This window comes from Streptomyces sp. cg40 (genome assembly GCF_050320165.1).
Taxonomy (GTDB): domain Bacteria; phylum Actinomycetota; class Actinomycetes; order Streptomycetales; family Streptomycetaceae; genus Streptomyces; species Streptomyces hokutonensis.
In genome coordinates, this window is sequence record NZ_CP190128.1 from 7,687,883 (window position 1) to 7,700,584 (window position 12,702).

Annotated in this window: 12 protein-coding genes; 9 read left to right on the forward strand and 3 right to left on the reverse strand. The window is 67.0% G+C overall.

From position 1 onward, the window contains the following. Nucleotides 1–76 precede the first annotated feature (76 nt). Complete coding sequence (locus ACQHII_RS34605) at nt 77–298, reverse strand: hypothetical protein (RefSeq protein ID WP_427922965.1); 222 nt, start codon at nt 296–298, stop codon at nt 77–79. 131 nt (nt 299–429) lie between these two features. Between ACQHII_RS34605 and ACQHII_RS34610 the strand changes: the two genes are divergently transcribed. Next, nucleotides 430–1,404, forward strand: coding sequence for a carbohydrate kinase family protein (locus ACQHII_RS34610; protein WP_427922966.1), 975 nt, complete (start codon nt 430–432; stop codon nt 1,402–1,404). A gap of 61 nt (nt 1,405–1,465) precedes the next feature. Here ACQHII_RS34610 and ACQHII_RS34615 read toward each other — a convergent pair whose 3' ends face one another. Continuing rightward, the gene (locus ACQHII_RS34615; protein ID WP_427922967.1) at nt 1,466–2,833 is read right to left on the reverse strand and encodes a cysteine desulfurase/sulfurtransferase TusA family protein; all 1,368 of its coding nucleotides are present in this window, start codon (nt 2,831–2,833) and stop codon (nt 1,466–1,468) included. A gap of 285 nt (nt 2,834–3,118) precedes the next feature. Here ACQHII_RS34615 and coxB point away from each other — a divergent pair, with 285 nt between their 5' ends. The 4 genes from coxB (at nt 3,119) to ACQHII_RS34635 (ending at nt 7,694) form a co-directional block, all read left to right on the forward strand. Further along, nucleotides 3,119–4,078 (forward strand): aa3-type cytochrome oxidase subunit II, encoded by a 960-nt coding sequence (gene coxB / locus ACQHII_RS34620; protein ID WP_019075805.1) that lies wholly within the window; start codon nt 3,119–3,121, stop codon nt 4,076–4,078. Beyond that, nucleotides 4,075–5,811 (forward strand): aa3-type cytochrome oxidase subunit I, encoded by a 1,737-nt coding sequence (ctaD, locus tag ACQHII_RS34625; protein ID WP_359604843.1) that lies wholly within the window; start codon nt 4,075–4,077, stop codon nt 5,809–5,811. The genes coxB and ctaD overlap by 4 nt, the downstream gene beginning before the upstream one ends. Then, nucleotides 5,808–6,206, forward strand: a complete 399-nt coding sequence (locus ACQHII_RS34630; RefSeq protein ID WP_427922968.1) for a cytochrome c oxidase subunit 4 — start codon at nt 5,808–5,810, stop codon at nt 6,204–6,206. Before ctaD ends, ACQHII_RS34630 begins: the two co-directional genes overlap by 4 nt. A 129-nt stretch (nt 6,207–6,335) precedes the next feature. After that, nucleotides 6,336–7,694 (forward strand): Ig-like domain-containing protein, encoded by a 1,359-nt coding sequence (locus ACQHII_RS34635; RefSeq protein ID WP_427922969.1) that lies wholly within the window; start codon nt 6,336–6,338, stop codon nt 7,692–7,694. 107 nt (nt 7,695–7,801) lie between these two features. Here ACQHII_RS34635 and ACQHII_RS34640 read toward each other — a convergent pair whose 3' ends face one another. Then, nucleotides 7,802–8,203, reverse strand: coding sequence for a hypothetical protein (locus tag ACQHII_RS34640; RefSeq protein ID WP_427922970.1), 402 nt, complete (start codon nt 8,201–8,203; stop codon nt 7,802–7,804). A 178-nt stretch (nt 8,204–8,381) separates the two neighbouring features. Here ACQHII_RS34640 and ACQHII_RS34645 point away from each other — a divergent pair, with 178 nt between their 5' ends. The 4 genes from ACQHII_RS34645 to ACQHII_RS34660 all read left to right on the forward strand — a co-directional run bounded on the left by ACQHII_RS34645 (nt 8,382) and on the right by ACQHII_RS34660 (nt 12,572). Then, nucleotides 8,382–9,002 carry an aa3-type cytochrome oxidase subunit III gene (locus tag ACQHII_RS34645; protein ID WP_019067823.1) on the forward strand — a complete coding sequence of 207 codons (621 nt, stop codon included), beginning with the start codon at nt 8,382–8,384 and terminating at the stop codon, nt 9,000–9,002. Nucleotides 9,003–9,082: 80 nt separating this feature from the next. Then, nucleotides 9,083–9,892: a c-type cytochrome gene (locus tag ACQHII_RS34650; protein WP_427922971.1), complete on the forward strand. Its 810-nt coding sequence runs from the start codon at nt 9,083–9,085 to the stop codon at nt 9,890–9,892. Further along, entirely contained in the window at nt 9,889–10,944 is a 1,056-nt protein-coding gene (locus ACQHII_RS34655; RefSeq protein WP_026178409.1) for a cytochrome bc1 complex Rieske iron-sulfur subunit, read from the forward strand. The genes ACQHII_RS34650 and ACQHII_RS34655 overlap by 4 nt, the downstream gene beginning before the upstream one ends. After that, complete coding sequence (locus ACQHII_RS34660; protein WP_427922972.1) at nt 10,941–12,572, forward strand: cytochrome b; 1,632 nt, start codon at nt 10,941–10,943, stop codon at nt 12,570–12,572. Before ACQHII_RS34655 ends, ACQHII_RS34660 begins: the two co-directional genes overlap by 4 nt. Nucleotides 12,573–12,702 lie beyond the last annotated feature (130 nt).

The window sequence follows — 12,702 nt, forward strand, 5'->3', positions numbered from 1 at the left end:
GGGGGACAGCGATGGGACGCAGCGGGGGAGCGCACGGTTCCCCCGAGCGCGCCGACGGAGCCGACCGGCTTCGAACTCAGTCGCCGTATTCGCCCATGGCGTCCAGCAGCCGGGCCGACTTCGACGGTACCGACACGCCGTGGATGAGGGACGGGGACACCGGAAGCGCAACGATCCGGTCGGGAACCGTCCAGTGGGGAGCCATCCGGGCGCAGTCGCCGCGCAGCGCCGCGAGGTCCGTCTCACCTTCGCCTTCGCGGTGGACCGGAACGGGACCGTCGACCTTGAGGTTCGTCATAGCGGCACCGTACGCACGCTTTACCTCGCGAAGAAAGATCTACTATCGGGTAGTTTTGGCCGCTTCAGAGCCGCCGGGCCGACCGGGTAGCGTGAACTGTCAACGCAGCCTCCCTCAGGAGAGTCCTCGCCGTGCGCATCGCAGTCACCGGCTCCATCGCCACCGACCACCTCATGACCTTCCCCGGCCGCTTCGCCGACCAACTGGTCGCGGACCAGCTGCACACGGTGTCGCTCTCCTTCCTGGTCGACAACCTCGACGTACGCCGGGGCGGCGTCGGCGCCAACATCGCCTTCGGCATGGGCCAGCTCGGCACCGCGCCGATCCTCGTCGGCGCCGCCGGCTCCGACTTCGCCGAGTACCGCGACTGGCTCGACCGCCACGGCGTCGACACCGGCTCGGTCCGCATCTCGGAGACCCTGCACACCGCCCGCTTCGTGTGCACCACCGACTCCGACCACAACCAGATCGGCTCCTTCTACACCGGTGCCATGAGCGAGGCCCGGCAGATCGAGCTGAAGACCGTCGCCGACCGCGTGGGCGGTCTCGACCTGGTCCTGATCGGCGCGGACGACCCCGAGGCGATGCTTCGTCACACGGAGGAGTGCCGTACCCGGTCCATCCCCTTCGCCGCGGACTTCTCCCAGCAGATCGCGCGCATGGGCGGCGACGACATCCGCATCCTGCTGGAGGGCTCGGCGTACCTCTTCTCGAACGAGTACGAGAAGGGACTCATCGAGTCCAAGACCGGCTGGAGCGACGAGGAGATCCTGGCGAAGGTCGGCCACCGCGTCACCACGCTCGGCTCGCGCGGCGTCCGTATCGAGCGCGTCGGCGAGGACCCGATCGAGGTCGGCTGCGCGGAGGAGGAGCGCAAGGCCGACCCCACGGGTGTCGGCGACGCGTTCCGCGCGGGGTTCCTCTCGGGGCTGGCGTGGGGTGTCTCGCTGGAGCGGGCGGCGCAGGTCGGGTGCATGCTCGCGACTCTTGTCATCGAGACGGTCGGTACGCAGGAGTACCAGGTGTCTCGGGGGCACTTCATGGAGCGGTTCACGAAGGCGTATGGGGATGAGGCGGCGGTCGAAGTACGTAAGCACCTCGGCTGATTCGTTGTCTGCGGGTGCGTGGGGGCTGGTCGCGCAGTTCCCCGCGCCCCTTAAAGGCGCGTCAGCTGGTCCGGCGGACTACGTACGCCGGGCCTTCCTCCTCGCCCACGTACTCCTGCCCCCGCATCTCGCACCACGCCGGGATGTCCAGCCGTGCCGCCTCGTCGTCGGACAGGACCCGGACCGTGCCGCCGATCGGTACGTCGCCGATGACCTTTGCCAGCTCGATCACGGGGATCGGGCAGCGTTTCCCGAGGGCGTCCACGACGAGCGAGTCCTCCTTTACGGCGGCCATGGGCGCCGTCGCCCCCAGCTTCTCCCGCACCCCCGCCACCGCCCCCGGCAGCACAGCGAGGAACTGCTCGACGTCCTCCTCCGTCGTCCCGTTCGGCAACGACACCCGCACGTTTCCCTCACTCAGCACGCCCATCGCCTTCAGCACATGGCTGGGCGTCAGTGTGCTGCTCGTGCAGGACGATCCGGACGAGACGGAGAAACCGGCGCGGTCCAGTTCGTGCAGGAGGGTCTCTCCGTCGACATAGAGACAGGAGAAGGTGACGATCCCGGGCAGCCGCCGTACCGGATCGCCGACCACGTCCACGTCCGGCACCAGCTGTGGCACCCGCGCCCGGATCCGCTCCGTCAGCTCCCGCAGCCGTAGCGCCTCCTCGGCCGCCTCCGTGCGGACCGCGCGCAGGGCCGCTGCCGCGGCCACGATCGCCGGGATGTTCTCGAAGCCGGGGGAGCGGCCCGACTCCCGTTCGTCGACGGGGCCTTGGGTCGCGAAGCGCACGCCCTTGCGTACCGCCAGCAGTCCGACCCCGGCCGGCCCGCCCCACTTGTGCGCGCTCGCCGTGAGCAGCGACCACGCGCCCTCGACCGGTCCCCACCCCAGCGACTGCGCCGCGTCGACCAGCAACGGCACCCCGGCCGCCCGGCACACCTCGGCCACCTCGGCGACCGGCTGCACGGTCCCCACCTCGTGGTTGGCCGACTGGAGACAGGCCAGCGCGGTGTCCGGGCGCAGCGCCTCGCCGTAGGCCCGTGCACTCACCGCCCCCGTCCGGTCCACCGGTACCTGGGTCGCCGAACCGCCCGCCGCCACCAGGCTCTCGGCCGAATGGAGCACGGAAGAGTGTTCAACCGCTGACACGATCAGGTGACGTCCGACGCGCCGCCGCCCTGCCAGAGCGCCGGCAATTCCCGTGTGCACGGCCCGAGTACCCGAGGTGGTGAACACCAGCTCGTCAGGCCGGCACCCGACGGCTTCGGCAGCGACCTCCCGCCCGGCATCCAGCAGCATCCGTGCCTTGCGCCCTTCTCTATAGAGCCGAGCCGGATCCGCCCACCCGTCATCGAGAGCGGCCAACAGCGCCTGCCGGGCGACGGGATGAAGGGGAGCGGAGGAGGCGGCATCGAAGTAGGACACACGGCAACGTTAAAACGAGGGCGAGCAAAAGAGGGGCGCGGGGAACTGCGCGAGCAACCACAACGCACGCCGCACCCGCCCAAACCACCTGAACCCCCGAGCTATTAGGCGCAAGGAGTAACCCGCCGCGCGTATGCCACCCTCCCGCTGAACCCCCGGAGGGCGTCGGCTAGGGTTTGGTCCGCATAAACATCCAAACCCCTGCCCGACGCAGGGCGGCGACCGACCCGCGTGAAGGCAGGCCGCAGCCAATCCGCGCGGGCGAGACTCTCGGGAAGGCGCTACGTGAGTCCCAACGGCTCCGACCGCTCGCCGCGGCGCCCGATGCGGCGGAAGCTGCTGCAGGCAATGACTGCGGGCCTGGTCCTGGCGACCGCGACCGGTTGCACATCCAAGGACTTCCCTCGCCTTGGTTTCCCCACCCCGACCACGGAGGAGGGTCCGCGGATCCTCTCCCTGTGGCAGGGATCCTGGGCTGCCGCGCTCGCCGTCGGCGTCCTGGTGTGGGCCCTGATCATGTGGAGCGTCGTGTTCCACAGGCGCAGCCGCACCAAGGTCGAGATCCCCCCGCAGACCCGGTACAACATGCCCATCGAGGCGCTGTACACGGTTGTTCCGCTCATCATCGTCTCGGTGCTGTTCTACTTCACGGCCCGCGATGAGACGAAGCTCCTGAGCCTCGACAAGAAGCCCGATGTGACGGTCAACGTCGTGGGTTTCCAGTGGAGCTGGGGCTTCAACTACATCGAGAACGTCGACGGTGTCAGTGGTGACGCGACGACCGACAAGAACCTGGCCGCCATCCCGGACCGGTTCAAGAAGGACTTCCCGGCGAACGCCGGCGGTGTCTACGACGTCGGTACGCCCGCCACGAAGAACCCGCAGACCGGCAACCCGGGTCCGACCCTCTGGCTCCCCAAGGGCGAGACGGTCCGCTTCGTCCTCACCTCGCGTGACGTCATCCACGACTTCTGGGTGGTGCCGTTCCTCATGAAGATGGACGTCGTCCCGGGTCACACCAACGCCTTCCAGGTGACCCCCACCAAGGAGGGCACCTACCTCGGCAAGTGCGCCGAGCTCTGCGGCGTCGACCACTCCCGGATGCTGTTCAACGTGAAGGTCGTCTCGCCGGAGCGTTACCAGCAGCACCTCAAGGACCTCGCCAAGAAGGGGCAGACCGGTTACATCCCCGCTGGCATCGCGCAGACGAGCCACGAGAAGAACCGGGAGACGAACAACCTGTGAGCATCCTCAACGAACCTCAGGGTGCCGCGGCAGCAGAGTCCCACTACGCGGACGAGCTGCCGGTAAGGCGCAAGCAACCCGGTAACGTCGTGATCAAGTGGCTCACCACCACCGACCACAAGACGATCGGCACGCTGTATCTGGTCACGTCCTTCGCGTTCTTCCTGATCGGCGGCGTCATGGCGCTGCTGATGCGCGCCGAGCTGGCGCGGCCGGGTCTGCAGATCCTGTCGAGCGAGCAGTTCAACCAGGCGTTCACGATGCACGGCACGATCATGCTGCTGATGTTCGCGACGCCGCTGTTCGCCGGTTTCACGAACTGGATCATGCCGCTCCAGATCGGCGCGCCCGACGTGGCGTTCCCGCGGCTGAACATGTTCGCCTACTGGCTCTACCTGTTCGGCTCGACCATCGCGGTGGGCGGCTTCCTCACCCCGCAGGGTGCGGCCGACTTCGGCTGGTTCGCCTACAGCCCGCTGTCGGACGCGGTCCGCTCGCCGGGTATCGGCGCCGACATGTGGATCATGGGTCTGGCCTTCTCCGGCTTCGGCACGATCCTCGGTGCGGTCAACTTCATCACCACGATCATCTGCATGCGCGCACCGGGCATGACGATGTTCCGCATGCCGATCTTCGTGTGGAACGTGCTGCTGACCGCCGTGCTGGTCCTGCTCGCCTTCCCCGTGCTCGCCGCCGCGCTGTTCGCGCTGGAGGCGGACCGAAAATTCGGGGCACATGTATTTGATGCCGCGAACGGCGGTGCGCTGCTGTGGCAGCACCTCTTCTGGTTCTTCGGCCATCCAGAGGTGTACATCATCGCGCTGCCGTTCTTCGGCATCATCTCCGAGGTCATCCCGGTCTTCTCGCGCAAGCCGATGTTCGGCTACATGGGACTGGTCGCCGCGACCATCTCCATCGCCGGCCTCTCGGTGACCGTGTGGGCCCACCACATGTACGTCACCGGCGGTGTGCTGCTGCCGTTCTTCTCCTTCATGACGTTCCTCATCGCCGTGCCGACGGGCGTGAAGTTCTTCAACTGGATCGGAACGATGTGGAAGGGGTCCCTGTCCTTCGAGACCCCGATGCTCTGGGCCACCGGCTTCCTGATCACCTTCACCTTCGGTGGTCTGACCGGTGTCATCCTGGCCTCGCCGCCGATGGACTTCCACGTCTCGGACTCGTACTTCGTGGTGGCGCACTTCCACTACGTCGTCTTCGGCACGGTCGTGTTCGCGATGTTCTCCGGCTTCCACTTCTGGTGGCCGAAGATGACCGGCAAGATGCTCGACGAGCGCCTCGGCAAGATCACCTTCTGGACGCTGTTCATCGGCTTCCACGGCACCTTCCTGGTCCAGCACTGGCTGGGTGCCGAGGGCATGCCCCGTCGTTACGCGGACTATCTCGCGGCCGACGGCTTCACCGCTCTGAACACGATCTCGACGATCAGCTCGTTCCTGCTCGGCCTGTCGATCCTGCCGTTCCTCTACAACGTGTGGAAGACGGCCAAGTACGGCAAGAAGGTCGAGGTCGACGACCCGTGGGGCTACGGCCGTTCGCTCGAATGGGCGACGTCCTGCCCGCCGCCGCGGCACAACTTCCTCACCCTGCCCCGCATCCGCAGCGAATCCCCGGCGTTCGACCTGCACCACCCGGAGATCGCCGCTCTCGACCAGCTCGAGAACGCGCACCACGCTGACAAGGCCCTCGCCGGCGGCAAGGAGGCGGGCAAGTGAAGGTCCAGGGCTGGATGTTCATGTGGCTGAGCGCCTTCGTGCTCGCCATGGCGGTTGTCTACGGCCTCTGGTCCAAGGAGGCGGCCGGTACCACGGCCCTCTTCATGGCCTTCGGCCTCTGCGTCATGATCGGCTTCTACCTGGGCTTCACCGCCCGGCGGGTCGACACGCTGGCGCAGGACAACAAGGAGGCCGACGTCGCGGACGAGGCCGGCGAGGTGGGCTTCTTCAGCCCGCACAGCTGGCAGCCCCTCGCCCTCGGCATCGGTGGCGCGCTGGCCTTCCTCGGCGTGGCCATCGGCTGGTGGCTGCTGTACTTCTCGGCGCCGCTCATCATGCTCGGCCTGTTCGGCTGGGTCTTCGAGTACTACCGCGGTGAGAACCGCACGCAGTAGCACACACCGATCGCCCACGAGCCCGGACACTCCGTCAGGAGGTCCGGGCTCGTGCTTTTGCCGCACGGCCGGTCCCTCGTCCGAGTGACCCACCGCGCCGTCGCTGACGAACCTTCATAGCCTCGGCTCATGAACCACACAGCGTTCTTTCGGGGCGCAAAAGCCGGTGTCGAGAGGGCGACCGTGCTCACCCCTTCGGGCCTCCGCGCGCTCGCCCTCTCGACACCGGCGCGCCCGCGCATCCGCACCGTCGTCAGCTGCACCCTGCTGGTGATCTCCGTCGGCGCGGGCGCCGCCGCCTGCGGGTCCGGCGGCGGCAACCCGCTGTCGGACAAGCCGTACGACGCGGCGGGGCAGATCTCCTTCAACGGCCCGTCCGGCAAGGGCAAGAAGGCCGACCCAGACAAGCCCCTGGAGGTCACCACCTCCGAGGACGACGGACGGATCACGGACGTCACGGCCACGGACGCCACGGGTCGCTACGTCACGGGCGAACTCAACGCCGACGGCACCCGCTGGCGCAGTACCTCCCCGCTGGCCGCCAACGCCCACTACACGGTGCGGGTGAGCACGGAGGACGAGGACGGCGCCCCCGGCCGCAAGGTCCTCACCTTCGACACCACCAAACCGACCTCGAAGAAGAGCCTGACCGTGAAGTTCGGTCCGGACGCGGGCACCTACGGCGTCGGCCAGCCGGTCACCGCCCAACTGAACATGCCCGTCAAGGACAAGGCGCAGCGGGCCGTCGTGGAACGCGCCCTCAGGGTGGACTCCACGCCCGCCGTGGAGGGCGCCTGGCACTGGGTGGACGACAAGGAGCTCCACTACCGCCCCAAGGAGTACTGGCCCGCCCACGCCACCATCCAGGTCCACAGCGACCTCGACGGCGTGAAGATCAGCGACCGCCTGTGGGGCGGCAGGTCCAAGGGGCTGAAACTCACCACCGGCGACAAGATCATCGCCGTGACGGACGCCGCGTCCCACGAGATGACGGTCTACAAGAACGGCGAGGAGATCAACGAGATCCCCGTCACCACCGGCAAGCCCGGCTTCGAGACCCGAAACGGCGTCAAGGTCGTACTGGGCAAGGAGTACTTCGTACGGATGCGCGGTACCACCGTCGGCATCTCCGAGGGCTCCTCGGACTCGTACGACCTCCCCGTGTACTACGCCACCCGCGTCACCTGGAGCGGCGAGTACGTCCACGCCGCCCCCTGGTCCGTGGGCTCCCAGGGCTCCGAGAACGTCAGCCACGGCTGCACCGGCATGAGCACCAGCAACGCCGAGTGGTTCTTCGACACCATCCACGAGGGCGACGTCGTCAAGGTCGTCAACTCCAACGGCGACGACATGGAGCCCTTCGGCAACGGCTTCGGCGACTGGAACGTCGGCTGGAAGAAGTGGCGGGGCGGCAGCGCGCTGGTCGGGGGGACACCGGACGGCCCGAGGCCGGAGGACACGGCGCGGCTCCGTCCTGAGTCCGTGTGAGAAGCGCCCCAAAGGGGCGCGGGGCTGTGACATATGCGGCTCCGCCGCGTGGGCGCGAGCAACCACGACCGGCCCGCAGCCGCAAAGCTACGGGCCGCCCCACCCCACTAGGCGCTCAAAGCCCGCTTCTCACGCAACAAAGAGGCCAGCGAGGCAGCGAACTCAACAGGGTCGACAGGCAACGTCACAGCCGCGTCCGCCCGGCTCCACGTGGCGAGCCACGCATCCTGCGGCCGTCCGATAAGGACAAGTACCGGCGGGCAGTTGAAGATCTCGTCCTTCACCTGACGGCACAGCCCCATGCCACCCATCGGCACGGACTCCCCGTCGAAGACACAGACGTCGATCCCACCCCGGTCCAGCTCCTTCAGGGCCGCCGCAGGCGTCGCGCACTCCAGGAACTCGACCAACGGCGCGTCCGGAGCAGGCCGGCGCCCGGCGGCCAGCCGGACTTGCTCGCGGGTGTTGGAGTCGTCGCTGTAGACGAGCACCGTGGCAGTCGGCTGCATTGTTCCTCCGCGTCGTGGATCGGGAACTCCAGGTACCGATGCGGCGGATGCTACTCCCTTGAACACCCCGTCAACACCTGTTGGAACACCCCTGCGATGGGCCATACGGGCAGTACACACGCTGCGAACACTCCGAACGGCACCCCCCGGAGTGAGGGCGGGATAAGCGACCGACATAATGTCGGTCGTGGCGACAGCAACGACAGTAGAAACCGGGCACGCGCACCCGTCGGTCAACCGGCCGAACCTCACCAGCGTCGGAACCATCATCTGGCTGAGTTCCGAGCTGATGTTCTTCGCGGCCCTCTTCGCGATGTACTTCACCCTGCGATCGGTGACCGGTCCGGATCACTGGAAGGAGATGGCGAGCCATCTCAACCTTCCGTTCTCCGCGACCAACACCACGATCCTGGTGCTCTCCTCCCTCACCTGCCAGCTCGGCGTGTTCGCCGCCGAGCGCGGGGACGTGAAGAAGCTCAGGGGCTGGTTCATCATCACGTTCGTGATGGGTGCGATCTTCATCGGCGGTCAGATCTTCGAGTACACGGAGCTGGTGAAGAAGGACGGCCTGTCGCTGTCCTCCGACCCGTACGGCTCGGTGTTCTATCTGACCACCGGCTTCCACGGCATGCACGTGACGGGCGGCCTCATCGCCTTCCTGTTCGTCCTCGGCCGCACCTACGCGGCGAAGAGGTTCACCCACGAACAGGCGACCGCGGCCATCGTCGTGTCCTACTACTGGCACTTCGTCGATGTCGTCTGGATCGGCCTCTTCGCCACGATCTACTTGATCAAGTAGTCGGGCCCGATCCCGCGCGCAGCCAAGAAGCGCACATTCCAGAAGCATCGACGCAGAAGATCCTGACACCGGGGTAATCCGTGAAAAAGCTCTCCACACGACGACGCCATCCGCTGGCGGCGGTCGTCGTACTACTCCTCGCGCTGGCGGCAGCCGGGGGGGCGTTCAGCCTGCTCGCGCCCGCGAGCAAGGCGCAGGCCGACGAGTCAGCTCAGTCCCTCTCCATCGACGAGGGCAAGAAGCTCTTCGCCGTCGGTTGTGCCAGCTGCCACGGCACCGGCGGTCAGGGCTCCTCGGACGGGCCGAGCCTCGTGGGCGTCGGCGCCGCGGCGGTCGACTTCCAGGTGGGCACCGGCCGTATGCCGGCCCAGCAGCCCGGCGCTCAGATCCCGGCCAAGAAGGTCATCTACTCCCAGGCCGAGATCGACCAGCTCGCGGCGTACATCGCCTCGCTGGGCGCCGGTCCGGCCATCCCGACGAAGAACGAGTACGGGCCGGAGGGGTCGGACATCGCCAAGGGCGGCGAGCTGTTCCGCACCAACTGCGCCCAGTGCCACAACTTCACCGGCAAGGGCGGCGCGCTGACGCACGGCAAGTTCGCGCCGAGCCTCGAAGGCGTTGCCCCGAAGCACATCTACGAGGCCATGCAGACCGGCCCGCAGAACATGCCTTCCTTCCCCGACACCACGCTGTCGTCGAAGAACAAGAAGGACATCATCGCGTACCTCAACGCGGTCAACGGCGACAACACCGAGAGCCCCGGCGGTCTTGAGCTGGGCGGTCTCGGTCCGGTCAGTGAGGGTCTCTTCGCCTGGATCTTCGGTCTGGGCGCGCTGATCGCGGTAGCCGTCTGGGTCGCCGCTCGGACCGCAAAGGCCAAGAAGTCATGAGTAGCCAAGACATTCCAGAAGAGAACCTGCCCGCTGAGCAGGACGCGCACGGCGCGGTGTCGGTCGCGGACGAGCAGAACCCGTTCGCCGACCCGGGACTTCCGCCGCACGAGCACCGGGTGCAGGACATCGACGAGCGGGCCGCCAAGCGGTCCGAGCGCGTCGTCGCCTTCCTGTTCACGGTCTCGATGCTCGCCACCGTCGGCTTCATCGCCTCGTACGTGGGCATCCCGCACAACAAGGCGATCTTCGTCTTCCCGATCGGTCACATCAACGCGCTCAACTTCGCGCTCGGTCTGACCCTCGGTACGGCGCTCTTCACCATCGGCGCGGGCGCGGTCCACTGGGCCCGCACCCTGATGTCCGACGTGGAGATCGCCGACGAGCGGCACGCGATCGAGGCGCCCCCCGAGGTCAAGGCCAAGGTTCTGGCCGACTTCAAGCAGGGTGCCAAGGAGTCGGCGCTCGGCCGTCGCAAGCTGATCCGCAACACGATGTTCGGCGCGCTGGCCCTGTTCCCGCTCTCCGGCGTCATGCTGCTGCGCGACCTGGGCCCGCTGCCGGGGACGAAGCTCCGCCACACGCTGTGGTCCAAGGGCAAGCTGCTCGTCAACATGAACACGAACCTGCCGCTGCGTCCCTCGGACGTGGCCGTCGGCTCGCTCACCTTCGCCAAGCCCGAGGGCCTGGAGGAGACCGACGAGGAGTTCCAGACCGAGATCGCCAAGTCGGCGCTGATGATCGTCCGGCTCCAGCCGGAGAACATCAAGGACAAGCGCGAACTGGAGTGGGCGCACGAGGGCATCGTCGCCTTCTCGAAGATCTGCACCCACGTGGGCTGCCCGATCTCCCTGTACGAGCAGCAGACGCACCACGTGCTGTGCCCGTGCCACCAGTCCACCTTCGACCTCTCCGACGGTGCCCGAGTGATCTTCGGCCCGGCCGGTCACGCCCTGCCGCAGCTGCGCATCGGCGTGAGCGACGAGGGTTACCTCGAAGCGCTCGGCGACTTCGAGGAGCCCGTCGGTCCTGCATTCTGGGAGCGCGGATGAGCACCAACGAGAACAACGAGCGGCGCGACAAAGCACCGGCCGGCGAGCGAGTCGCCGACTGGGCGGACGGACGCCTGGGGATCTACTCCCTGGCCAAGTCCAACATGCGCAAGATCTTCCCCGACCACTGGTCGTTCATGCTGGGCGAGGTCTGCCTCTACAGCTTCATCATCATCATCCTCACGGGTGTGTATCTGACGCTGTTCTTCCACCCGTCGATGAACGAGGTGACGTACCACGGCAGCTATGTCCCGCTCCAGGGGCAGCTGATGTCGGAGGCGTTCAACTCGACGATGCACATCTCCTTCGATGTGCGCGGCGGTCTGCTGATCCGTCAGATCCACCACTGGGCGGCGCTGATCTTCCTCGCCGCCATGTTCGTGCACATGATGCGCGTGTTCTTCACGGGTGCGTTCCGCAAGCCGCGTGAGGTCAACTGGCTGTTCGGCTTCCTGCTGTTCGTCCTGGGCATGTTCACCGGCTTCACCGGTTACTCGCTCCCGGACGACCTGCTCTCCGGCACCGGTGTCCGCTTCATGGAGGGCGCGGTCCTGTCCGTGCCGATCGTCGGCACGTACCTGTCGTTCTTCCTCTTCGGCGGAGAGTTCCCGGGCGGCGACTTCGTCGCGCGGTTCTACTCGATCCACATCCTGCTGCTGCCGGGCATCATGCTCGGGCTGGTGGTCGGCCACCTGATCCTGGTCTTCTACCACAAGCACACGCAGTTCGCGGGTCCCGGAAAGACGAACAACAACGTCGTCGGCATGCCGCTGCTGCCGGTCTACATGGCCAAGGCCGGAGGCTTCTTCTTCCTGGTCTTCGGTGTCATCGCGGCCGTCGCGGCGATCGCCTCGATCAACCCGATCTGGGCCATGGGCCCCTACCGTCCGGACATGGTCTCCACAGGCGCCCAGCCCGACTGGTACATGGGCTTCTCCGAGGGCCTGATCCGTGTCATGCCGGGCTGGGAGATCAACTTCTGGGGTCACACGCTCGTCCTGGGCGTGTTCATCCCGCTGGTGATCTTCCCGCTGGTCCTGGTCGCGATCGCGGTCTACCCGTTCATCGAGTCCTGGGTCACCGGCGACAAGAGCGAGCACCACATCCTGGACCGCCCGCGCAACGTCCCGACCCGTACGGCCTTCGGTGCCGCGTGGATCTCGTGGTACTTCGTCCTGCTCGTCGGTGGCGGCAACGACATCTGGGCCACGCACTTCCACCTGTCGATCAACTCGATCACCTGGTTCGTGCGCGTCGGCTTCTTCGTCGTGCCGGTGCTGGTCTTCCTCGCCACCAAGCGGGTCTGCCTCGGCCTCCAGCGCCGCGACAAGGACAAGGTGCTGCACGGCCGCGAGTCCGGCATCATCAAGCGCCTGCCGCACGGTGAGTTCGTCGAGATCCACGAGCCGCTCAGCCAGGACGCGCTGCACACGCTCACCGCGCACGAGCAGTACGTGCCGGCCGCGATCGGCGCGACGGTCGACGAGAACGGTGTCGAGCGCAAGGTCAAGGGCACCGAGAAGCTGCGCGCCAAGCTGAGCGAGGCGTACTACGGCGAGGAGTCCCAGATCGCCAAGCCCACCGTCGAGGAGTACAAGGAGATCACGAGCGGCCACGGCCACCACTGATCGCTGAGGCGTCGCCACGCCACAGTCGAAGGGCCCCGTCCGAACACCGGACGGGGCCCTTCGCCGTGCCGTGAGCTGGATAGGGTGGGGACGCCTATTTAAACCAAGTTCTACGACACTCAGGAGCGGC

Excerpts from the sequence above, each read along its gene's own strand:
- ACQHII_RS34605 (WP_427922965.1), bottom strand. The coding sequence starts at position 298 with ATGACGAACCTCAAGGTCGACGGTCCCGTTCCGGTCCACCGCGAAGGC.
- ACQHII_RS34635 (WP_427922969.1), top strand. The coding sequence starts at position 6,336 with ATGAACCACACAGCGTTCTTTCGGGGCGCAAAAGCCGGTGTCGAGAGG.
- ACQHII_RS34640 (WP_427922970.1), bottom strand. The coding sequence starts at position 8,203 with ATGCAGCCGACTGCCACGGTGCTCGTCTACAGCGACGACTCCAACACC.
- ACQHII_RS34645 (WP_019067823.1), top strand. The coding sequence starts at position 8,382 with ATGTCGGTCGTGGCGACAGCAACGACAGTAGAAACCGGGCACGCGCAC.
- ACQHII_RS34655 (WP_026178409.1), top strand. The coding sequence starts at position 9,889 with ATGAGTAGCCAAGACATTCCAGAAGAGAACCTGCCCGCTGAGCAGGAC.
- ACQHII_RS34660 (WP_427922972.1), top strand. The coding sequence starts at position 10,941 with ATGAGCACCAACGAGAACAACGAGCGGCGCGACAAAGCACCGGCCGGC.